This window comes from Kocuria tytonicola, from assembly GCF_003687175.1.
Taxonomy (GTDB): Bacteria; Actinomycetota; Actinomycetes; order Actinomycetales; family Micrococcaceae; genus Kocuria; species Kocuria tytonicola.
Genome location: NZ_RDEX01000003.1, coordinates 75,248 through 95,623, shown reverse-complemented (window position 1 = coordinate 95,623; position 20,376 = coordinate 75,248). Strand labels below are relative to the sequence as shown.

The window sequence follows — 20,376 nt, the reverse complement described above, 5'->3', positions numbered from 1 at the left end:
AGCGGGATCAGCCCCGGGGCTCGTCCAGGGTCTCGATGTCCACGCGCTCCTTGCGCAGGGTCTCCTCCACGACCTCGGTGCGCTCCACGCGCCGGGCCACGAGGCGCACGCGCTGGTAGGGCACGCGCACGGTCTGCACCACGGGCTCGGAGCGGTACAGGATGACCTCGTCCTCGCCGAGCGGCAGCTCGCGGCCGTCCAGGAACGCCTGGCGCTCCTCGGCGGTGATGGGGGTGCGCACCAGGTCCGGCTCCTCGGAGCCCACGGTGACCTCCTGGCGGACGGGTTCGGTGACCACGTACTTGCGCAGGCGGGCGCGGCCCGTCTCCTGCTGCTCGCGGTTGATCACCAGGCGCTCCTCGTGCCGGATCACGGACGCGCGGTCGTCGTCCTGGGATGCGGCACGGCGCGGATCGCGCGGGTCCTGCCCCGGCGCGGTGTTCTGAACTGCCATCGTGGCCTCCTGAGAGAGTGTGGGACTGAGATTATCAGCGATCATCAGCCGGGTGACGGCTCTCACCCACCGAGTAACATGGGGACACTGTCCACGCACACCGGGAGGACGTGCTGATGAGTTACTCGGACGACGGAAACGGCTTCTTCACCCGCGCCCTGGACGCCGAGGACCGTGGTGACCACGCCCAGGCGGAGACCGCGTACCGGCAGGCCATCGAGCTGTTCCAGGAGTCGGGGCCGGCGGACAAGGAGCTAGCGGCCTGCCACTACAACCTGGGGCACATCCACGTGCTCCAGGAGCGCACCAGCAGGGCCGTGGAGGAGTACCGCACCGCCCTGGAGCACTTCTCGCGGCTCGGTGGCAGCGGCAGGCACAGGGCGCGGGCCCACCTCATCCTGGGGTCCCTGCTCGTGGAGACCGGTGACCTGCAGGCCGCCGAGACCCAGCTGCTCGACGCCCTCGGCCAGTACCTGGACGCCCCGCACGACCCGCGGGACCAGGCCGACTGCTACATCAACCTCGCGCGGGTCTACCGCGAGACCCGCCGCCACGCACAGGCCGTCACCGCGTACAACCGGGCGGTGGACTTCTACGAGGAGGACCCGGACTCGTTCCGCGACCGCTCCGACTGCTTCACGGAGCTCGGCGCGCTCTACGAGGGCATGGGCAAGCTGGACGAGTCCGCCGCGGCCTTCGCCGAGGCCGCCCGACTCCGCCGCGCCGCCGAGCAGCAGGACGGGCACTCGTGAGCTCTCCCCTGGTCTACGGCTGCATGACCCTGGGTGGGGCGTGGGGCCAGGACCGCATCCCCGCTTCCCGGTACGACGCCGCCCGTGCCGCCATCCACGCCGCGCACCGCGCGGGGTTCACCCTCTTCGACCACGCGGACATCTACATCGGAGGGGACTCGGAGACGGTCTTCGGGCACCTCCTGGCCGAGGACCCGGAGCTGCGGGCCGCAGTGCAAATCCAGACCAAGTGCGGGATCCGGCTGCCCGGGAGCACCGGGCCGGCGGACGCGGTGGCCCACTACCGCCTGGACCGGGACACCATCCGGTCCTCCCTCGAGGGATCGCTGCAGCGGCTCGGCGTGGACCGGGTGGAGCGGCTGTTCGTGCACCGCCCGGACCCGCTGACTCCCCTGCGGGTCACGGCGGCCGCCCTGGACGAGCTGCACGACGAGGGCCTGATCAACTCCGTGGGGTTGTCCAACATGACCTCCCACCACGTGGCGGGGCTCCAGCACCTCATGCGCACGCCCGTGACCGCCGTGCAGCTGCAGATGAGCCTGGCCCACCGCGACTTCGTGGAGTCCCAGGTGCTCGCCAACCACCCGGCCGGCACCGGGTTCGCGTTCCCCAGCGGGCTGCTCGCGCAGTGCGTGGCCGAGGAGATCGAGCTGCAGGCGTGGGGTGCCCTGGCCGGAGGGATCTACTCGGGCGCCCCCGCACCCGGGGAGACCCCGGCGCAGACCGGCGCGGCGGCGTCGTCGGACCCCACGCCGCGCGAGCGCACGAGCGCACTCGTGGAGCGGCTGGCCCGGCGCATGGACGTGCCGCGCGAGGCCGTGGTGGTGGGGTGGCTGCTGCGCCACCCGTATGGCATCCGTCCCGTGGTGGGAACACTGGACCCGCAGCGGATCGCCGCGTGCGCGCAGGCCCCGCGGGCCGCCGAGCTGATGACCCACGAGGACTGGTACGCGCTGTGGACCGCCGCGCGCGGTGGGCCCCTGCCCTGATCCCGCGACTGCGCGGCGTCGTCACCGGACGGTGATGTTCCGGTGCTTGCCTGTCCCCAGGAGCGGGGATATTTTCATGTGTGAAGAGGGTGCGGCGGGCTGCCGTGACACCAACAGGAAGACATGGACCATGGAGCACACCTGGCTCACCGCCGTGCCGGGGCACGTCGTCTGCCGCCCGGAGCAGTTCGGCTACCGCACCGATCTCGAGGTGCTCGACGCACCCGCCACGCGCTCGCTGTCCGTGGACGAGCGCACCGGGGTGCAGCTGCGGGTGGGGCCCGGCAGGCACCAGATCGTAATCAGCCACGCGGGGCAGCAGTGGGTGGAGAGCGTGGGGGTCTTCGACGACGCCGCCGAGCTGCCCACCCTGCGCAGCATCGCCCGGCCCACGCCGTTCGCGTCCCACGTGGACGTGGGGTGCACCGTCACCGAGCACTCCCCGCGCGGACTGCGCAAGGAGCTGCGGCGCATCCACGAGACGCTCGAGAACGCTCCCCTGGCGGTCTGCGTGCAGGACCCCGAGGAGCCCGCCGCCGTCACCGCCGCGGCGTGCCACCCGGCCACCGAGACCGGCCAGCTGCTGTGGTGGACGTGGCGGGTGCTGCCGGAGAGCGGCTTCGTCCTGCGCACGCGCTCGGCGCTGCAGCTGAGCACCGCCCCGCCCCTGGCCGCCTGAGCCCTCCCTGTGGCCGGCGCCGCCGGTCGCGGGGCGGGCCCGCCGTCCTCAGAACGGGGACGGCCCCGTGAAGGGTTCCAGCAGCTCGCGTTGCTCCCGGGTGATCCGCAGGACGGTGCGCGAGTCCGGCACGAAGAACGCGAGCTGGGTCTGGGCACGGACGCAGGCGGCGCCGTCGGCGGAGTCCAGGATCTCGAACCCCAGCACCAGGGTGGCGGCCTTCGCCGCGACCACCCACACGCGCACGTCCACCGGGACGTTGCGGTACTCGAGCGGGCGCAGGTACTTCACGCGGTGCTCCGCGATCAGCGCCTGGGTGCCCTCTGGGAGCACTGAGAACAGCGGGATCTGGGGCGGGACCACCTGCTCGCCCGTGCCCACCGGCACGCCGAAGGCCGCGATCCGCGCCTCCTCCAGCACGCGGATGACCTCCACGTTGTTCACGTGGCCGTAGGGGTCCATGTCCCCCCAGCGCAGCGGCACGGCGCAGACCACCGCGCGGCCGGGATCATCATTCGTTCGCATGCACTGTCTCCTTGCTGGGTGTTTGACCGTCGGGACGCGGGGGCGACGGATGCCGTGGCACTGGGTGAGATGATATCGGCGGCATCCCCGCCGAGCCGTCTCACCGAGAGGACATCCGTGGCAGACACGCCCCCGGGGCGCACCCCCGCCCTGAAGCGTCGCTGGCCCCTCGTGGTGCTGACCGTCCTGGCCCTGCTGGCCGCGCTCTGGCTCGCGGTGTGCCACGCGGTGCTGGACTCCCCGCGCGTGGATCCCCCCGCCCGTTCCGACGCCCTGCTCGTGCTGGGTCCCCCGGACCCCACACGCATCGAGTACGCGGAGGACCTGGTCTACCACCAGCACGTAGCGGACACCCTGGTGATCTCCACGCCGGACGCGCAGCCGTTCGACCCGCCGGAGATGGTGAAGTACTACACCGCCCGCTCCTTCTGCGAACCCCGCGACGGCGTGGAGGTGATCTGCTTCAAACCGGATCCCTCCACCACGCAGGGCGAGGCCATCAAGCTCAAGGAGCTCTCCGAGCAGCGCGGCTGGGACACCGTGACCGCGGTGACGTTCACCCAGCACATCTCCCGCTCCCGGCTGATCCTGGAGCGCTGCTACCCGGGCGAGCTGCGCATGGCCGCCGTGGACTTCCAGCTGTCCGGCAGGAGCCTGTTCACCCAGTACCTCCACCAGAGCGCCGGCTACGTCAAGGCGTGGCTCACCCCGGGCTGCGACCAGCAGCTGCCGGGCAACCCGAAGTCCGCGGACTGACCGTCTCCGGAGGCTGAGCCGGCGGGCGCTTATGCGGGTCGGAACCCGTTCCTAACCTGGGGATTCGCTTCTTCCCCGAGGTCTGGAAAGGACCATCCCCATGCCCAGGACGCCCCGATGATGGGCCCCAGCCACGCCGCGTGCGGTGCCGCCGCGTGGGTGGCGCTGACCGGCAGCTACACCGTGCACCTCGCGGACACCTCCCTGCCCGTGGGCCTCAGCCTCATGTCCGTGGGAGACCCGGGGGTCATCACGGGTGCGCTGATCTGCGCGGGAGCCGCCCTGCTCCCGGACATGGACCACCCCGGGGGTACGGTGGCTCGCTCCCTCCCGCCGCTGTCCAGGTGGCTGGCCCGGGGCGTGAGCAGGGTGGGCGGCGGCCACCGCCACGGCACCCACTCGCTGGTGGGGCTGCTCGTGGTGACAGGGCTGGCCGTGCTCTCCCAGCGGGTCTCGGTGCCGGTGGGAGACGCCCTGCGGTGGAGCACGGCGCGCGACGCCGCCGCGGCAGGTCTGCCCGCCGGGACTGGCTCGTCGCGTGCCACGCAGCTGGCGGGTGCTGCCGGGCTGACCGGCGGTGGTGGGCCACCGGGGAGCGCAGCGCTCGCGGGGGACGCGGCGTCGTCGCTGCCCGGGCAGGTGTGGCCGCTCGCGGCGGTGCTGTCCGTCCTGCTGATCGCGTGCGCCGTGAAGGTCCTGGCGTTCGTGCCGGACCGGCTCTCCCACGCGAACTGGGTGGTGGGGATCCTGCTGGGGGCGTTCGTGGCCACGCACCCGCCCGAGGACCCCCGCTGGTTCGTGGTGGCCGTGTCCCTGGGCTGGGCCGTGCACATGCTGGGGGACCTCCTCACCACGCAGGGCATCCACCTGCTCTGGCCCCTGCGACCGCGGCTGCCCCTGCCCACGGGCCTCTACCGGCGGCGCGCGTTCGTGCGGCTCCCCCTGCTGGGCAACGCCGGGTCCGGCAGGGAGATCCTGCTGCTCGTGCCCGTCACGCTGTACGCGCTGGCGGGACTGTTCTGCGCCGCCATCTCCTGGGCGGGGCTCACCGTGAGCGTGTGAGACCCCCGATTCGCCAACCCGGCGGGCGTGGGGTAGGCTTTTCGACGTTGCTCACGGGCGAAAGCCGAGTGGGACAACGAGCGCGAGTGGCGGAATAGGCAGACGCGCACGGTTCAGGTCCGTGTGCCCGAGAGGGCGTGGGGGTTCAACTCCCCCCTCGCGCACCGCAGGAAGTCCCGTTCGACCGGATGGTCGGGCGGGACTTTCATCATTCCGGCTCCTGACCGGACGGCTTGGCACCCACCCCGCCCACCTGAGCGAACAGCGGCAGCACGCGGTTCTGGAAGTGGGTCTGCAGCACCACGACACTGCGGGTCCGGTTCACGGCGCCGGTGGCGTTGATCGCGTCGAGAACGCGCTGGAGGTCGTCGTTGGAGCGGGCGACCACCCGGACCATCACGTCGTGGTCGCCCGAGACCGTGTACATCTCGATCACCTCGGGGATCTCGCGCAGCGCCTCCCCCACGGGAACGTGGCCCACCCCCTGGCTGATCTCGATGGAGACGATCGCCATGACGGGATAGCCGAACCTGGCCGGGTTCAGGGCGGGTGCGACACCCTGGATCACACCCGCGGCCCTGAGCTTGTCCAGCCGGGCCTGCACGGTGGGCCGCGCCACCCCCAGGGCACGCGAGGCGGCCAGCACCCCGATCCCCGAATCCTCCGTGAACAGCTGCACGATCCGGACGTCGAGCTCGTCGATCTTCATCTCCGATTCCCCTGACTGAGCACGGGCCCGGCGTCGCCGCACGGGTTCTTCCCCTGACACATTGTGCAGGGAACAGCCGCAGAGCCTGCGAAAAGTGGGCATTGTGCTCATCATAGGATGAACCGGTTGTGCACTCTCGTGCTCCGTGTCACTGTGACTGCCACCACACATCCCTCAAGGAGTCATACGTGTCTCACCATGCCTCGGAGGACGCGGGCCGATCCGCCGTGTCCCTGCGATCCGCGCTGCAGTCCCTTCCCCCGTACAAGCCGGGGAAGTCCGCGGCGTCGTCGGACGTCGTCCAGTACAAGCTCTCCTCGAACGAGAACCCGTACCCGCCGCTGCCGTCCGTCCTGGACGCCGTGAACCAGGTGTCCCCGCAGATGAACCTCTACCCGGACATGACCTGCCAGGCCGTCACGGAGGCCGTGGCGAACCGGTGGGGCGTGGAACCGTCCGCCGTGAGCTTCGGCAGCGGATCCGTGGAGGTGGCCTCCCAGATCATCCGCGCGGTGTGCGACGAGGGTGACGAGGTGGTCTTCGCGTGGCGCTCCTTCGAGGCCTACCCGATCCTCACCGGGCTGGCCGGCGCCACGGCCGTGAAGGTGCCGCTGACCGCGGACGAGCGGCACGACCTGCCGGCCATGGCCGCCGCCGTCACGGAACGCACCAAGGTGGTGCTGGTGTGCACGCCGAACAACCCCACCGGCACCTCCGTGACCGCGGACGAGCTGCACGAGTTCATGGCACGGGTGCCCAGCAACGTGCTCGTGGTGGTGGACGAGGCCTACGTGCACTTCAACGTGGACCCGGCCGCCGCCCGCGGCATCGACTTCTTCCGCGAGTACCCCAACGTGGTGGTCCTGCACACGTTCTCCAAGGCCTACGGCCTGGCCGGGCTGCGGATCGGCTACGCGATCGCCCCGGACTACATCAGCGCGGCCCTGCGTGCGGTGGCCATCCCCTTCGGCGTGAGCAACCTCGCGCAGCAGGCCGCGCTGGCCAGCCTGGCCGCCGAGTCCGAGGTGGAGGAGCGGATCACCGCCCTCGTGGAGCAGCGCGACCACGTGCACCAGCAGCTCACCGAGCAGGGCTGGGACGTCGTGGAGTCCCAGGCGAACTTCGTGTGGCTGCGCACCGGCGAGCACACGGAGGAGGCGGAGCAGATCTTCGCCCGTCACGGCGTGATCGTCCGCGCGTTCGCGGGCGAGGGCATCCGGGGGAGCATCGGCTCCCCCGCGGGCAACCAGACCTTCATCGTGGCGGCGCAGGACGTGCTGAACCACCTCAATGCGGCAACGACGCCGTCGAACGGGAGCTGACCCAGACATGAGCACCACCACTTCGCAGATGCCGGAACGGACCCCGGACGTCTCCACCGCCACCGTGCGCGGACTCAAGCCCCGCCAGCTCACCATGATGGGCCTGGGCGGCGCGATCGGCGCCGGGCTGTTCCTGGGCAGCGGCAAGGGCGTGGCCGTGGCCGGGCCCGCCATCCTGATCTCCTACATCGTCGCCGGCGCGCTCGTGGTGCTCGTGATGTGGATGATCGGCGAGCTCTCCGCCGCGAACCCCACCAGCGGCGCGTTCTCCGCCCACGCCCAGAACGCGTTCGGTCCCGTGGCCGGTTACACCGTGGGCTGGTTGTACTGGGTCCAGCTGGCGGTGGTCACCGCGGCCGAGGCCAACGGTGCCGCCACCATCCTCACCGGGATCCTGGGTGAGAGTGTGGTCGGAATCGCCGTCCCGCCCACCTGGGTGCTGAGCGTGGTCTTCATGGCGGTCTTCACGGTCGTCAACATGTTCGCGGTGAGCAAGTACGGCGAGTTCGAGTTCTGGTTCGCGTTCCTCAAGGTGGGCGTGATCCTCGCGTTCCTGGTGGTGGGCATCCTCATGCTGCTCGGGGTGCTCCCCGGCCACGAGGGCGGGTTGTCCAACTTCACGGACTTTGCCCCCACCGGCATCGCCGGGGTGGGCGCCGGTCTGCTCATCGTGATCTTCGCGTTCGGCGGCACCGAGATCGTCGCCATCGCCGCGGGTGAGACCGCTGACCCGCAGAAGAGCGTGGCCACGGCCATCCGCACCGTGGCGTGGCGCATCGTCCTGTTCTACATCGGCACCGTGTTCATCATCGTGGCCATCCTCAAGCCCTCCCAGGCGGACGCCCCCGAGGGGCCCTTCGCGGCCGTACTCAACGTGGCGGGTCTGCCCGCCGCGGGCAGCATCATGGCCCTGATCGCCGTGTTCGCGCTGCTCAGCGCCCTGAACGCGAACATCTATGCCGCCTCGCGCATGATGCACTCGCTGGCGCAGCGCAACTACGCCCCCGCGGCCATCAAGCGCACCGCGAGCAACAGCGTGCCCCGCCGCGCGGTGCTGCTGACCGTGTCCTTCGGCTTCATCGCGAGCATCCTGGAGGCGATCTTCCCCGGCAAGGTCCTGGAGACGCTGCTGTCCATCGTGGGCTCCACCATCATCATGGTCTGGATCTCCGTGTCGGCCTCGCAGATCACGCTGCGCCACCGCCGGGAGCGCGAGAACCCCGGGGTGAAGTCCACCACGTACCGGATGCCGCTGTTCCCCTTCCTGTCCTACCTCACCGTGGCGCTGCTGGTGCTGATCATCGTGGTGGCCATGCTGGACCCCGCCACCCGCACCCAGCTGCTCCTCACCGTCACCGCCACGATCCTGATCGCGCTGACCGGCATCTTCGTGACGCGCCGCACCGAGCAGCCCACCGCGGTCCACGCGGACACGCACGAGTAGGAGCACGCCCGTGAGCACGCACGACGACGCCGCGTCCGCATCCTCCGAACTCACCGCCGGCCAGGCCGCGGTGGCGGGGTTGCGGGAGCACGGGGTGGACACCGTGTTCGGCATCCCCGGGGTGCAGACCTACGAGCTCTTCGACGCCCTGCGGCGGGAGGAGGGGATCGAGGTCATCGGGGCCCGCCACGAACAGGCCTGCGCGTACATGGCCCTGGGCTACGCACAGTCCACCGGGCGCCCGGGGGTCTACAGCGTGGTGCCGGGCCCGGGCGTGCTCAATGCCAGTGCGGGCATGCTCACCTCGCTCGCCACGAGCACGCCCACGGTGTGCCTCACGAGCGAGATCCCCACCGAGTTCATGGGCAGGGGCATGGGGCACCTGCACGAGATGCCGGACCAGCTGGCCACGGTGTCCTCGTTCACCAAGTGGGCCACCACCGTGACGGACCCCGCAGAGGTTCCCGCCGCCGTGGCGGAGGCGTTCACGGAGGCCACGAGCGGCAGGCCCGGGCCCGCCGTCGTCGCCATTCCGTGGGATGTGCTCACGCAGAAGGCGCGGATGGCACCGGCCGCCGCACCCGTACCGGCCACGCCGGCCGCGGACGCGCGTGCCGTGGAGCGTGCGGCCCGGGTGCTGGCCGGGGCGCGCAACCCCATGGTCATGGTGGGCAGCGGTGCCCGGCACGCCGGCGCCGAGGTGCTGGCGCTGGCCGAGAAGCTGCAGGCGCCGGTGGTCTCGCTGCGGGGCGGCCGAGGCATCGTCTCGGACGAGGACCCCCTGGGGTTCACGTGCGCGGAGGGCTTCGAGCGTTGGGCGGACACGGACGTGCTGCTGGGCATCGGGACCCGCCAGGAGCTGGTGTGGTTCCGCTGGCCGGACACCCCCGACGGTCTGCGCACCATCAACGTGGACATCGACCCCGCCCAGCAGGACCGGCTCACCCCGGACGTGGCCCTCACGGGTGACGCCCGAACCGTGGCGCGGCAGCTGCTCGACGCACTGGAGGGTACGCCCCCACGGGAGTCCCGCGTGGCCGAGCTCGCAGCGGCCAAGGAGCGGGCCCGCGCGGAGATCGCGCGGCTCACCCCGCACAGCGAGTACCTCGCCGCAATCCGCGGGGCCCTGCCCCGGGACGGCTACTTGGTGGAGGAGGTCTCGCAGATCGGCTTCGCCTCCTACTTCGCGCTGGACGTCTACGAGCCCCGGCACTTCATCACGGGCGGCTACCAGGGCAACCTGGGCTACGGCTTCCCCACGGCACTTGGTGTGCAGGCCGCCCACCGGGACGCCGTGGTGGTCTCCGTGACCGGTGACGGCGGGTTCATGTACGGCGTGCAGGATCTGGCCACGGCCGTGCAGTTCGGGCTGAACGTGGTCACGGTGGTCTTCACCAACAACGCCTTCGGCAACGTGCAGGCGGACCAGGTACGGATCTACGGCCACGGCTCGGCCACCGAGCTGGTGAACCCGGACTTCGTGGCCATGGCGGAATCCTTCGGGGCACTGGGCCTGCGGGCCACCTCCCCCTCCGAGCTGGGACCGGCGATCGAGCAGGCCATCCGCGCGAAGCGGCCCACGGTCATCGAGGTCCCCATGCCGCTGTCCCTGGAGCAGAGCCCCTGGAGGTTTCTCATGCCGGCCAGCCGCGCGCAGGCCGCGGAGCCGGAGCGCTCCTGACCCTGCCAAAGGTGAGGCGGAGGCGGGGCTCCCGAGCCTGGACCACGGTCTCCGGGCGCAGGGGCACCGCCTTTCTCCGCAGGGCGGGCCGGTGCGGTCTCAGCCCCGTGTGACGGTGACCTTCCCGGTGGCGCGGTGCCACGTGGCCACGTACCCGTTGGAGAACTTCTGCGCCAGTCCCCCGGCCACGGCGTACTCGTCCGTCACGGGGTACCCCCAGCCGTGCTCGTGCCCGGCCCTCTGCCACGCCGAGCCGATTCCCCCGCTCAGTTTGACCACGTGCGTTCCCGTGCGCGGGGAGTACATGGCGCGGAACCTGGCGCCCCCGTTCCGGAAGTCCTGGTAGGCCCCGCGCGGCAGTGCCCGCTCCGCCATCACGGGATAGCCCCACGCGCACTCCAGTCCCGCGGCACGGTAGGCGTTGCCGATGCCGCTGCCCCACTTCACGGGGTGGGCGCCGGTCTGCGGGCTCCAGTAGTAGGTCCAGTTCCGGGTGAAGCCCTGGTGCATCCCGCCGAGGTGGCCCGTGGACTTCTCCGGCGAGGTGGGCTGCCCGTAAACGGCGGCCCCGCCCGTGGCGAGGTAGTCGGTGCGGATGGCGCCGCGCAGCCAGGACGCGGGCGGCGTCGTCGGGGCGGCGGGCAGGGAGGCGAGGTCCTGGCGCAGCAGGCCCACGATGTCGTAGTCCTCGTGGTCCAGCCCCGGCAGCGTGGACAGGCGCGTGCGCGTGAACCCGTCCGCCGCGTAGTGCTTCTGACCCGTCCGGGCGGCCGTGAGCGCGGACCAGATGGGCGGATTGGTGCTGCCGGGGCCGTCCTTCGACCCCACGTGCCAGGTGAGCGGCAGGCCGCGCACCGCCGCGCCGGGGGCGCTCTGCATGCCGTACGAGCCACCCCCGCCGATGATCGTGGCACCACCGCCCCGGATCCAACTCTGCCGGTCCGCGAGCAGCTCGTACGTGATGAACTCGGCGCCGCCCGAGTAGCCGGCGAGCCACACGCGGGAGGTGTCCAGCCCGTGGCGGCTCGTGAGCGAGGCCTGGAGCGCTCGGAACCAGTCGCCGTTGCCGTCCGCGTCCTCCCACCAGGTGATGCCGTCGCCATACGCATCGTGGTCCGGGGACAGTGGGACCACCAGGACCATGTTCTTCTTCCGGGCCTCCGCGGCCATCGCGCGCAGCTCGGGCCCGTCGGGGCGGCCCGCCCAGGAGTCCTGGGGTTTCCTGTAGTCGCCGCCCAGGTAGTACACCACCCCCACCGCCTTCGAACGGTCGATGCCGTCCGCGTAGAGGTGGTACGTGGAGGTCTTCCCCGCCGCGCTGAACGTCTGGTGGAACGCGGTGGTGGGCGCGGTGGCACCCGCCACGGGCGTCGCCGGGGCCTGCACGGGAGGTCGGACCGGCGACGTCGTCGGCTGTGCTGCCGGTGGGGTCGGGGGCCCGGCTGCGGGGCCGCGACGGCGGCCGGCGAACCGGTCAGGAGGGTCAGCAGAACCGCCGTGCTCGTGGCGGCCGCGGGCACGGTGAAGGACCGGGGGAAGGGCATGGGGGTGCTCTTTCGGGGGTGGGGGGTGTGCAGTTGCGCCCCGCCCGGTCAGCTCCGCTCCGGACACGGCGAAATCCGGGCACCCCGGGGGAAGGGGCCGGCCTCGCCACGATCATCTCACTGGTTCCGCAGACCCCGCACCACCGAGGTGAGCCGCTCCGCCTCGCCCTCCGAGAGCGACACCCCCAGGTCGCGGACCCGGCCCACCACCTCGGAGGCGGTGAGGTCCTGCTGACTGGTGCGCTGCCCGGCCGCCCGTTCCGTCACGCCGCGCTCCGTGACCGTCACGTGCCCCTCGGGTGTGTGGCGCATGACCATGAGGTGGTGACGGAACACGGAGTCCTCCGCCGTGGAGGTCATGAGGTGGCCCATCCGCACGTCCGCCGGGTGCACCGTGGACTCGTCCAGGACGTGCTCCAGCGAGCCGTTGCGGGACAGGGACCACAGCGGCCAGCCCTCGTCCAGGACCCGGCCCACGGTGAAGGCCTGGCCCGTGTCCACGCGGCGAGCGCCGTCGTGCAGCGGGACGGGCCCGGTGATGCTGAACCCGAAGCCGGGATCGCACAGGTACCGCACGCCCACGAGCTCCACCAGGACGGTCATGTGGGTTCGCGCGCTCTGCAGGGACCGCACCCGGCCCAGGGCGCGACGCACCGTGAAGCCCAGTGCCTCCAGTGCGGCGGCGAAGAGCTGCGCGTGCTCGAAGCAGTACCCACCGCGACGGCGCGTCACGAGCTGGTCGAAGACCGCGGCCGGAGCCACCCCCGGGTGGTGGCCGAGCAGCACCTCCACGTTGCTGAAGGGGAACGTGAGAACGTGCGCGCGGTGCAGACGTTCCAGCAGGTCGAGGCTTGGTGCCTCCGCCTCGATGCCCAGGGCGGCGAGGTAGGCGGGGACGTCGATGTCCGCAATCCGCCATTCCGATGCGTCGCTGCCGTTCACGGTGTTCTCCCGACCGTCCGCTGGCCGTTCGCCGCGCACCGTGCGCGCGCCTCCCCCGACGTCACGGCCCCTCGACCAGCAACACCACCTGCAGGGCCGTCGGCACCGCAACGATCCCGAGCAGCCCCACGCACACCGCCAGGGCCGGGCGCCCGGCCTTGGCACCGGCCAGTCCTCCGAGCACTCCCACGAGGGCAGGAAGGAAGAACATCACGAACGGCCGCGGTGTCCCTGTGCCGTCCCAGTCGAGCAGCGCGAGGGTCAGCAGCACGACCAGCGGGATCGACGCGTAGGAGGCGAGCAGCCATCCGCGCGATCCACTGCGCTGGTTGTCGTTCACGGCATCCTCCTTCGTCTGCGGGTTTCGACGCCCGCCTCGCAGATCAGCCCTTGTCCGGGCTCGTCGCTGCGGTGGATCCGCCACCTTCTGCGTGGTGTTCGGCGTTCGGTGTCGCGCCTGCCGTCGGCCCCGTGCCCTCGGCCCCGGCGGGCGCGGTCTTGCCTCCGGGCTCGACGCCGCTCCCGCCCTCGGCTGCCTCGCCCTCGTGCTTCTTCCCGAAGGGCAGCACGTGGACGATGCCCACGATCACTGCGCCCCACGCGAGACCCAGCACGAACGAGAAGAACGTCTCCACGAGCCAGGCCAGAGCGGCGCCCACGGCCGGAACGTGGTGGACGCCCTCGCTGAGGTGGTGCACCCACTCGTAGGGCAGGCCGAAGCCCAGGTTCGCCATGCCGGTGAGGATGATGTGCCCACCCACCCAGAGCATGGCGATGACCCCCACCACGGAGATCACGGCGAGCACCTTGGGCATGGCCTTCACCAGCCCCAGGCCGAACTTCTGGGCGCCCGCGGAGTCCTTGCGGGCCATGGCCACCCCGATGTCGTCCATCTTCACGATGAGACCCACCACGCCGTACACGCCGATGGTGATGAGGATGGCCACCGCGATGAGGATGATCGTGCGGGCCAGCAACGGCTCGTGGGACACCTCGTTGAGCGAGATCACCATGATCTCCGCGCTCAGGATGAGGTCCGTGCGCACGGCACCCGAGACGATCTTCTTCTCCGCCTCCGGGCCGCGGTCCGGAGCAGGCTTGTCCTCCCCGTGCTCCCCTGGCGAGAAGTGCTCGATGATCTTCTCCGCCCCCTCGAAGCACAGGTAGGTGCCGCCCAGCATGAGCAGGGGGGTGAGGGCCCAGGGTGCGAACTGGCTCAGCAGCAGAGCCACCGGCAGGATGATGACGATCTTGTTGATCAGCGACCCGATGGTGATCTTCTTGATGATCGGCAGCTCGCGGTTGGGCGTGACCCCCTCCACGAACCGGGGGGCGACGGCGGCGTCGTCCACCACCACGCCCGCAGCCTTGGCGCTCGCGCGCCCGGCGGCCCCAGCGACGTCGTCCACGCTCGCGGCCGTGAGCTTGGCCAGCGCGGCGATGTCGTCCAGCAGTGCGGCAAGTCCAGCGGACATGCGAGTACCTCTTTACGCTTGGTCTTATGGATCTGTGAAGTCAAGGGTAGAGGCTCCACCGCCCAGCCTCAGCGCGCTTCCTGCCATCATCTCCATGCAACGCCATGCACCGCGCAACTACCTGATTGGCAGTCCTGGCCCAGGTCCACCCACCACAGCAAACTGTCGTCCGAAGCGCGGATGTTGCGGCGTGCGCGGCGGGTCATGCCGCGACATGCATTCACCTCTGTAAAGTGGCTTCGATTGCACACGATCCAGCAGCTGGAGAGGCACGGCGCCCTTGCGCGATTCTGCCTCAGCTCCCGAGGAGAAAACATGGAATTCACAGAACGCTTGGCCGCATTGGCCAGCAAGGTCACGCACCAGAAAGCCTCCATCGAGACCGAAGAGGCCACCAAGAACGCGTTCGTCATGCCCTTCATCTCGACGATCCTCGGGTACGACGTCTTCGATCCCGCCGAGGTCGTCCCAGAGTTCACGGCCGACGTAGGCGTGAAAAAGGGTGAGAAGATCGACTACGCGATTGTCCAGGACGGGCAGATCCAGATGCTCATCGAGTGCAAGCACATCGGGGCACCCCTGTCCCTGGAACATGCCTCGCAGCTGTACCGGTACTTCGCTGTGACCAACGCCCGCATTGCCATCCTCACCAACGGTGAGAAGTACCATTTCTACACGGACCTCGATGCGCCGAACCGGATGGACGCCAAGCCGTTCCTGGTGCTCGACCTTACGGACATCGACGCGACTCTCATCCCCGAACTTCTCAAGCTCAGCAAGAACGAGTTCGACCTGGACTCGATTATCAGCGCCGCTGGCGAGCTCAAGTACGTGGGGCAGATCAAGCGAGCCATCGCAGCGGAGTTCAAGGAGCCTTCGGACGACTGGGTCCGGTTCTTCACCAACCGGGTCTACGAAGGTGCTTTCACGCAGAAGGTGCGGGAACAGTTCACGCCCCTGGTCAACAAGGCCTCTCAGCAGTTCCTCAACGAACAGGTCAACAACCGGTTGACGACCGCCCTCGGGGCGAGCTCCGTACCCCCGTCCCTGCCCCCTGCAGATGATGCCGCGGACGGCATCAGCAGTCGGGAGGAAGCGGAGCGCGACCTCATCGAGGCGCAGGATGACATCGTGACCACGGCAGAGGAACTGACAGCGTTCAACATTGTTCGCGCCATTGTCTGCAACCAGGTGGACATGTCCAGGGTTTCCTACCGAGACGCGAAGTCGTACTGCGCGATCCTCCTGGACAACAACAACCGGAAAACCATTGCTCGTCTGCACTTCAACCGCAGCCAGAAGTATGTGGGGATCCTGGATGAGAACAAGGCCGAGACCAGGAATCCCATTGCTGCGCTGGAAGAGATCTACGGTCTGAGCGACCAGTTGCGGGCCGCCGTGGAGCGCGTCACCTCATAATGCAGAGGGCGAGGGCCAAGGAGTGGGTCGTCCAGGCGAGCTGGTCTCATGACCCAGCACCGCCACCAGGAAGTCACTGCCCTCATGCCACAGCCGCAGGTCCCAGCCCGCCAGGGTGAGCTGGGGTGTGAGACCCGCCGCGGCGGCGTCGGCGAGGAAGTCCTCGACGGGATAGCCGCGGCCCGTGCCGAAGCCCACCACCGCGCGACCGTCCGGGGCCAGGTGCGCGCGGAACCCGCACAGCACGTCCCGGCGGGTGCTCTCCGCGAGGAACGTGACCACGTTCCCGGCGCAGAGGATCACGTCGAACGGCGCGCCCAGCTCGAGCTCCGGCAGGGTGGCCAGGTCGGCGGTGCGGTAGTCGGGGCCGGGATGGTCCTCGCGGGCGGCCCGAACGAGCGCGGGGTCCACGTCCACGCCCACCACGCGGTGCCCGGCGGAGTGCAGGTACCCGGAGAGCCGCCCGGCACCGCACCCGGCGTCCAGGATCCGGGCGCCGCGCGGCACCATGGCGTCCACCAGGCGGGCCTCGCCCACCACGTCCTCGCCCCGTTCCGCCATGGTCCTGAACCTGTCGATGTACCACTGCGAGTGCCCGGGATTGCGCTCCACCTGGGCCATCCACTTGCTCTGCTCCACCATGCCCCCAGGCTACGGGGCCCGGGATCTGGCACCATGAACGCAGCCCCATCCTCGTCCGTCCCGCAGGCACCGGTGCGCCCGGCGCCGAGGGTAAGGCCCTGGTGGGCGGGTACAAGACACCCGCACCACATTTCCCACTGCGCATCCACGAGGAGCACCCGTGACCGTCCTGCTGCTGGCACTGACCGCGGTCCTCGTGGGCGCCGTGCTGCAACGGGTGTCCGGAACGGGGGTGGGCCTGGTGGTCGCGCCGGTGCTGTCCCTGCTCATGGGACCCGGCGCGGGCGTCCTCGCCACCAACGCGGCCACCACGTGCTCGGGCTTCCTCATCACCCTGTCCGTGCGGAAGCTCGTGGAGTGGCGCCACGCCGCCGTCCTCGTGGCCGCCGCGGTGCCCGGCATCGTGGCGGGTGCCTTCGTGGTGCGGGTGGTGCCCGCCGGGTGGCTGCAGGTGGCCGTGGGCCTGGTGGTGCTCGCCGGGCTCGCGATCACGAAGTTCTCCCCCGCCACCCCGTACGCCTCCCGCCGGGCCACGGCGGTTCCCGCCGGGGTGGTCGGCGGCTTCTTCAACGCCACCGCCGGTGTGGCGGCACCGGCCATGGTGATCTACTCGCGCGTGACCCGGTGGGACCAGGTGCGCTTCGTCGCCACCATGCAGCCCGTGTTCATGGGCATGGGTGCCCTCTCCACGGCCTCCAAGCTCGCCGCCGGGGTGCACTTCTCCCTCCCGGTCCCCGCCGTGGTGGCGCTGGCCGCCCTGGTGGCCACGGTCCTGGCCGGCATCGCGGTGGGGACGTGGCTTTCCCACCACCTGAGCAAGGCAACCGCGCAGAGACTGGCCATGGGGCTCGCGGCCGCGGGCGGCGTCGTCGTGGTGGTCTGCGGGGCGCTCACGCTGCTGGCGGGCTGAGGGGACGACGCCACTCCCCGCGCACGCGGGTCGGGCGCCCCGGGCCGCCTGCGAACCACCGCGTCGGGCGCAACGCGCCGACCCATCATGCCCGCCTGTGAGTAGCATGGACGTCTCTCCCGCGGTTCCTGCGGGATCCGCGGACCCCGGGCCCGGCCGACCCGGCGCTCCGGGCCGCACCACTCGCTCACGACCCCGAGAGGTGTCCTGCATGTTCTCCCCGTCATCCACTCCCCCCCCCGCACCGGAGGCAGCCCCCGCCGGACGTCCCGGCCGGGGCCTGCGCTGGCTCGCGGCACCCGCCGCGGCGCCGCGCCTGCCCGAGGCCGAGATCGGCCGCCGCTATCCGCGGCTGCAGGTGTTCATCGGCATCTTCCTGGGCTACGCGGGCTTCTACCTGATCCGCAACAACATCTCGCTCATCGCCCCGCTGCTGCTGGACGAGGGCACCATCACCACCGTGGGCATCGGCATCATCGGCAACGCCGTGCTGCTGGCCTACGGGTTCTCCAAGTTCTTCTCCGCCACCATCTCGGACCGCTCCAACGCCCGGTACTTCCTGCCGGTGGGTCTGGCGCTGTCCGCCGTCGCAAACCTGGTGGTCGCGTTCGTCCCCGCGGTGTCCGCATCGGTCGCGCTGTTCGCCACGGTGATGTTCCTCAACGGCTGGGTGCAGGGCATGGGCTGGCCGCCGTGCGGGCGAGTGCTCGTGCACTGGTTCTCCACGAACGAGCGCGGCTGGAAGACCGCCATCTGGAACACGGCGCACAACGTGGGCGGCATGGGCGTGGGAGCGCTCGCCGCGCTCGGTCTCGCGATCACCGGCGACTCGTGGCAGTCCGCGTTCTGGGTTCCCGCCCTTGGAGCCCTGGTGGTGGCCGTGATCGCGTTCGTGCTGGTCCGGGACCGCCCCGAGGCCGTGGGACTGCCCCCGATCGAGGAGTACCGCAACGATCCCCCCAAGGTGGAGACGGACCTCGGTGAGCTGCAGGAGAGCTCCTACTGGCGGATCATCGTCAAACACGTGCTTCTGAACCCCACCATGGTGTTCCTGGCGCTGGCCAACGTGTTCATCTACTCCCTGCGCTACGGCGTGCTCTCCTGGGCCCCCACCTACCTGGCGGACCACCACGGCATGTCCCTCGCGCAGGGCATCGCGGGCTTCTCCCTGTTCGAGCTCGCCGGGATCTTCGGCACGCTCGCGTGCGGCTGGGTCTCGGACAGGGTCTTCCACGGCAACCGTAGCTGGACCGGAATCACCTTCATGGTGGGCGTGGGCGTGTTCCTGGTGGCCTACTGGCTGGCCCCGGTGGGCACCCCGTACTGGCTGCTCATGGTGTTCCTGTTCTTCATCGGCGCGTTCATCTACGGGCCCGTGATGCTCATCGGCCTGCAGGCCCTGGACATGTCCGCGCGCCACGTGGCGGGCACCGCGGCGGGCTTCACCGGTCTGTTCGGCTACGTCTTCGGTGCCACGCTCGCCTCCACGGGCGTGGGCTGGGTGGTGCACGAGTTCGGCTGGGGCGCCACCTACGGGCTGCTCACCATCTCCGTGGTGCTCACCATCGTGCTGCTGCTGTGCGTCCTGCCGCGCGAGAAGCGGCTCATGGCGCACCACCGCTCGCTGAGCGCCGAGAGGTCGGAGGAGCCCCGCGTCTGAGGCGCGCCACTCCCCGGGCGACGACGCCGCACGCCGCCTCGCGAGGGCCCGGCCCCACCCGCACACCGGGGGGGCAGGCCCTCGTCGCACCGTGCGACAGTGGCCGACACCGCGGGCAGGGACGCGCGCAGCGGCGGGGAGGTCAGGACCGGGCGGCGTCGTGGGCTTCCAGCAGGTCCAGGTCCCGGACCTCGTGGCGGCGGCCGTAGACCATGATCCCCAGGCACACCGTGGCGATTACCGCGCCCGAGACGAAGAGCCACGGGTACGTGGTGAACTCTGCGACCAGCGCGAGCACCATGGGCACGAAGAAGCCGATGTAGGTCAGCGAGTAGAACACGGCGGTGAGCCCGGCGAGATCGTCCGGGCGCGCGATCCGCTGCACCTCCTGCAGCCCCGAGACCATCACCAGGCCGTAGCCGCAGCCGAGCACCGCGGAGGCCAGCAGAACCAGCGGCAGGCTGAGGGTCGCAGAGGCGAGCACCGCGGCGAGCATGCCGAGGATCACGGCACACATCCCCACCGCGAGGGAACGGATGGAGCCGTCCCGGTCCAGGCGCTTGCCCAGGGGCTGGATCACGAACCCGAAGCCCAGGCCCACCAGGCACATGAGCCCGGAGAACGCGATGCCGTAGCGGGGCCCCACCACATCCGCCATGAGCGCGGGCAGGATCGCGTACGCGGACGCCGCGCACCCGAACACCCACGGCGCGGAGGGGGCCACCACGAACCAGAAGCGGTGCTGGCGGGTGGCCGGGATCTTGAGGTCCGAGAGCAGGGAGGTCCGCGGCGCACCGGCCCGGCGGGTCTCTGGAGTCCCGGCCACCAGGAACACCGCGGGCAGGCAGATGAGCAGGTTGATCATGTACGGCAGAACGGTCTGCAGCGGCGCGAACTGCGCCAGAGCTGCTGCGAACGCGGCGCCCAGCGCGAAGCCCGCCGTCAGGGAGAGAGACGCCCGGCGGGCACCGGAGACCCGCTCCGGGTGCTCCTCGTACGGCCGCTCGGAGAGCTCCTTGATCCAGGACGTGCCCACGGCCATGCCCAGGCCCAGGGCGAGCCCGGAGAACACGCGGCCCACGAACAGCATGAACAGGCTCTCCGCGCCCACGGCCAGCAGGATGCTCCCCACCATGGCCAGCACCGGCGCGGGAATCATCAGCGTTCGCCGCCCGTGGCGGTCCGAGAGCGGCCCACCGATCAGCAGCGCCGGGACGATGCCCAGCACGTATGCCGCCAGGAGCATGTCCACGGCCACCTGCTGGTAGCCCTCCACCGTGCGGTACATGACCAGCAACGGGGTGAACTCGTTGCCTCCCCAGGCCACCGCGAGCAGTGCGGAACTGACCCTCATCCAGGGTTTCAACCTCATGACGTCATTCCCTCGCTGTTGCCCTCGGGGATCGCGCGG

At 70.5% G+C, this 20,376-nt stretch carries 20 protein-coding genes and 1 tRNA gene; 12 read left to right on the top strand and 9 right to left on the bottom strand.

Annotated elements, in window-relative coordinates; all coding sequences use genetic code 11:
* Window positions 1-7: 7 nt before the first annotated feature.
* On the bottom strand, window positions 8-454 hold the full coding sequence (locus EAE32_RS10270; protein ID WP_121865090.1) for a YsnF/AvaK domain-containing protein: 447 nt from the start codon (window positions 452-454) through the stop codon (window positions 8-10).
* A 116-nt stretch (window positions 455-570) separates the two neighbouring features.
* Here EAE32_RS10270 and EAE32_RS10265 point away from each other — a divergent pair, with 116 nt between their 5' ends.
* The 3 genes from EAE32_RS10265 to EAE32_RS10255 all read left to right on the top strand — a co-directional run bounded on the left by EAE32_RS10265 (window position 571) and on the right by EAE32_RS10255 (window position 2,874).
* Window positions 571-1,206, top strand: a complete 636-nt coding sequence (locus EAE32_RS10265) for a tetratricopeptide repeat protein (protein ID WP_121865089.1) — start codon at window positions 571-573, stop codon at window positions 1,204-1,206.
* Window positions 1,203-2,195: an aldo/keto reductase gene (locus EAE32_RS10260; protein ID WP_121865088.1), complete on the top strand. Its 993-nt coding sequence runs from the start codon at window positions 1,203-1,205 to the stop codon at window positions 2,193-2,195. The genes EAE32_RS10265 and EAE32_RS10260 overlap by 4 nt, the downstream gene beginning before the upstream one ends.
* Window positions 2,196-2,325: 130 nt before the next feature.
* Window positions 2,326-2,874, top strand: coding sequence for a DUF2617 family protein (locus tag EAE32_RS10255; protein WP_121865087.1), 549 nt, complete (start codon window positions 2,326-2,328; stop codon window positions 2,872-2,874).
* Window positions 2,875-2,922: 48 nt separating this feature from the next.
* Here EAE32_RS10255 and EAE32_RS10250 read toward each other — a convergent pair whose 3' ends face one another.
* Complete coding sequence (locus EAE32_RS10250) at window positions 2,923-3,399, bottom strand: acyl-CoA thioesterase (protein ID WP_121865086.1); 477 nt, start codon at window positions 3,397-3,399, stop codon at window positions 2,923-2,925.
* Between the two features lie 117 nt (window positions 3,400-3,516).
* On the opposite strand from EAE32_RS10250, the gene EAE32_RS10245 reads away from it, so the two are divergent.
* The 3 genes from EAE32_RS10245 (at window position 3,517) to EAE32_RS10235 (ending at window position 5,381) form a co-directional block, all read left to right on the top strand.
* Window positions 3,517-4,155, top strand: a complete 639-nt coding sequence (locus tag EAE32_RS10245; protein WP_243635680.1) for a YdcF family protein — start codon at window positions 3,517-3,519, stop codon at window positions 4,153-4,155.
* A gap of 117 nt (window positions 4,156-4,272) precedes the next feature.
* Window positions 4,273-5,217 carry a metal-dependent hydrolase gene (locus EAE32_RS10240; protein ID WP_121865085.1) on the top strand — a complete coding sequence of 315 codons (945 nt, stop codon included), beginning with the start codon at window positions 4,273-4,275 and terminating at the stop codon, window positions 5,215-5,217.
* Between the two features lie 80 nt (window positions 5,218-5,297).
* Window positions 5,298-5,381: transfer RNA gene (locus tag EAE32_RS10235), tRNA-Leu, on the top strand.
* 44 nt (window positions 5,382-5,425) lie between these two features.
* Here EAE32_RS10235 and EAE32_RS10230 read toward each other — a convergent pair.
* Window positions 5,426-5,926: an Lrp/AsnC family transcriptional regulator gene (locus tag EAE32_RS10230; RefSeq protein ID WP_121865084.1), complete on the bottom strand. Its 501-nt coding sequence runs from the start codon at window positions 5,924-5,926 to the stop codon at window positions 5,426-5,428.
* A 188-nt stretch (window positions 5,927-6,114) separates the two neighbouring features.
* On the opposite strand from EAE32_RS10230, the gene hisC reads away from it, so the two are divergent.
* From hisC to EAE32_RS10215, 3 genes are read left to right on the top strand one after another with little or no spacing between them, the layout of a single operon-like run.
* Window positions 6,115-7,248: a histidinol-phosphate transaminase gene (gene hisC / locus EAE32_RS10225; protein WP_121865083.1), complete on the top strand. Its 1,134-nt coding sequence runs from the start codon at window positions 6,115-6,117 to the stop codon at window positions 7,246-7,248.
* 7 nt (window positions 7,249-7,255) lie between these two features.
* Complete coding sequence (locus EAE32_RS10220; protein WP_243635679.1) at window positions 7,256-8,692, top strand: amino acid permease; 1,437 nt, start codon at window positions 7,256-7,258, stop codon at window positions 8,690-8,692.
* A gap of 10 nt (window positions 8,693-8,702) precedes the next feature.
* Window positions 8,703-10,373 carry a thiamine pyrophosphate-dependent enzyme gene (locus EAE32_RS10215; protein WP_121865082.1) on the top strand — a complete coding sequence of 557 codons (1,671 nt, stop codon included), beginning with the start codon at window positions 8,703-8,705 and terminating at the stop codon, window positions 10,371-10,373.
* Between the two features lie 99 nt (window positions 10,374-10,472).
* Here the strand turns inward: EAE32_RS10215 and EAE32_RS10210 are convergent, their stop codons facing one another.
* The 4 genes from EAE32_RS10210 to EAE32_RS10200 all read right to left on the bottom strand — a co-directional run bounded on the left by EAE32_RS10210 (window position 10,473) and on the right by EAE32_RS10200 (window position 14,334).
* Window positions 10,473-11,759, bottom strand: a complete 1,287-nt coding sequence (locus tag EAE32_RS10210; protein WP_121865081.1) for a hypothetical protein — start codon at window positions 11,757-11,759, stop codon at window positions 10,473-10,475.
* 275 nt (window positions 11,760-12,034) lie between these two features.
* Window positions 12,035-12,859 (bottom strand): arylamine N-acetyltransferase family protein, encoded by an 825-nt coding sequence (locus EAE32_RS10205; RefSeq protein ID WP_165860504.1) that lies wholly within the window; start codon window positions 12,857-12,859, stop codon window positions 12,035-12,037.
* A 61-nt stretch (window positions 12,860-12,920) separates the two neighbouring features.
* On the bottom strand, window positions 12,921-13,199 hold the full coding sequence (locus EAE32_RS11835) for a hypothetical protein (RefSeq protein WP_165860503.1): 279 nt from the start codon (window positions 13,197-13,199) through the stop codon (window positions 12,921-12,923).
* A 43-nt stretch (window positions 13,200-13,242) separates the two neighbouring features.
* Entirely contained in the window at window positions 13,243-14,334 is a 1,092-nt protein-coding gene (locus EAE32_RS10200) for a DUF808 domain-containing protein (protein WP_121865079.1), read from the bottom strand.
* Between the two features lie 315 nt (window positions 14,335-14,649).
* Here EAE32_RS10200 and EAE32_RS10195 point away from each other — a divergent pair, with 315 nt between their 5' ends.
* Window positions 14,650-15,753 carry a type I restriction endonuclease gene (locus EAE32_RS10195; RefSeq protein ID WP_121865078.1) on the top strand — a complete coding sequence of 368 codons (1,104 nt, stop codon included), beginning with the start codon at window positions 14,650-14,652 and terminating at the stop codon, window positions 15,751-15,753.
* On the opposite strand, the gene EAE32_RS10190 is transcribed toward EAE32_RS10195, so the two are convergent.
* Entirely contained in the window at window positions 15,748-16,395 is a 648-nt protein-coding gene (locus EAE32_RS10190) for a class I SAM-dependent methyltransferase (protein WP_121865077.1), read from the bottom strand. The two genes, EAE32_RS10195 and EAE32_RS10190, sit on opposite strands and share 6 nt — an antisense overlap.
* A 160-nt stretch (window positions 16,396-16,555) precedes the next feature.
* Here EAE32_RS10190 and EAE32_RS10185 point away from each other — a divergent pair, with 160 nt between their 5' ends.
* Both EAE32_RS10185 and EAE32_RS10180 read left to right on the top strand, forming a co-directional pair.
* On the top strand, window positions 16,556-17,305 hold the full coding sequence (locus EAE32_RS10185; protein WP_121865076.1) for a sulfite exporter TauE/SafE family protein: 750 nt from the start codon (window positions 16,556-16,558) through the stop codon (window positions 17,303-17,305).
* 211 nt (window positions 17,306-17,516) lie between these two features.
* A complete protein-coding gene (locus EAE32_RS10180; protein ID WP_243635678.1) occupies window positions 17,517-18,965 on the top strand; it encodes an MFS transporter in 1,449 nt (482 codons plus the stop codon).
* 142 nt (window positions 18,966-19,107) lie between these two features.
* Here the strand turns inward: EAE32_RS10180 and EAE32_RS10175 are convergent, their stop codons facing one another.
* Window positions 19,108-20,337, bottom strand: coding sequence for an MFS transporter (locus EAE32_RS10175; RefSeq protein ID WP_121846667.1), 1,230 nt, complete (start codon window positions 20,335-20,337; stop codon window positions 19,108-19,110).
* Window positions 20,338-20,376 lie beyond the last annotated feature (39 nt).

Excerpts from the sequence above, each read along its gene's own strand:
- EAE32_RS10240 (WP_121865085.1), top strand. The coding sequence starts at position 4,273 with ATGATGGGCCCCAGCCACGCCGCGTGCGGTGCCGCCGCGTGGGTGGCG.
- EAE32_RS10270 (WP_121865090.1), bottom strand. The coding sequence starts at position 454 with ATGGCAGTTCAGAACACCGCGCCGGGGCAGGACCCGCGCGATCCGCGC.
- EAE32_RS10190 (WP_121865077.1), bottom strand. The coding sequence starts at position 16,395 with ATGGTGGAGCAGAGCAAGTGGATGGCCCAGGTGGAGCGCAATCCCGGG.
- EAE32_RS10200 (WP_121865079.1), bottom strand. The coding sequence starts at position 14,334 with ATGTCCGCTGGACTTGCCGCACTGCTGGACGACATCGCCGCGCTGGCC.
- EAE32_RS10250 (WP_121865086.1), bottom strand. The coding sequence starts at position 3,399 with ATGCGAACGAATGATGATCCCGGCCGCGCGGTGGTCTGCGCCGTGCCG.
- EAE32_RS10195 (WP_121865078.1), top strand. The coding sequence starts at position 14,650 with ATGGAATTCACAGAACGCTTGGCCGCATTGGCCAGCAAGGTCACGCAC.
- EAE32_RS10255 (WP_121865087.1), top strand. The coding sequence starts at position 2,326 with ATGGAGCACACCTGGCTCACCGCCGTGCCGGGGCACGTCGTCTGCCGC.
- EAE32_RS10230 (WP_121865084.1), bottom strand. The coding sequence starts at position 5,926 with ATGAAGATCGACGAGCTCGACGTCCGGATCGTGCAGCTGTTCACGGAG.
- EAE32_RS10265 (WP_121865089.1), top strand. The coding sequence starts at position 571 with ATGAGTTACTCGGACGACGGAAACGGCTTCTTCACCCGCGCCCTGGAC.
- EAE32_RS10180 (WP_243635678.1), top strand. The coding sequence starts at position 17,517 with ATGTTCTCCCCGTCATCCACTCCCCCCCCCGCACCGGAGGCAGCCCCC.
- EAE32_RS10220 (WP_243635679.1), top strand. The coding sequence starts at position 7,256 with ATGAGCACCACCACTTCGCAGATGCCGGAACGGACCCCGGACGTCTCC.
- EAE32_RS10175 (WP_121846667.1), bottom strand. The coding sequence starts at position 20,337 with ATGAGGTTGAAACCCTGGATGAGGGTCAGTTCCGCACTGCTCGCGGTG.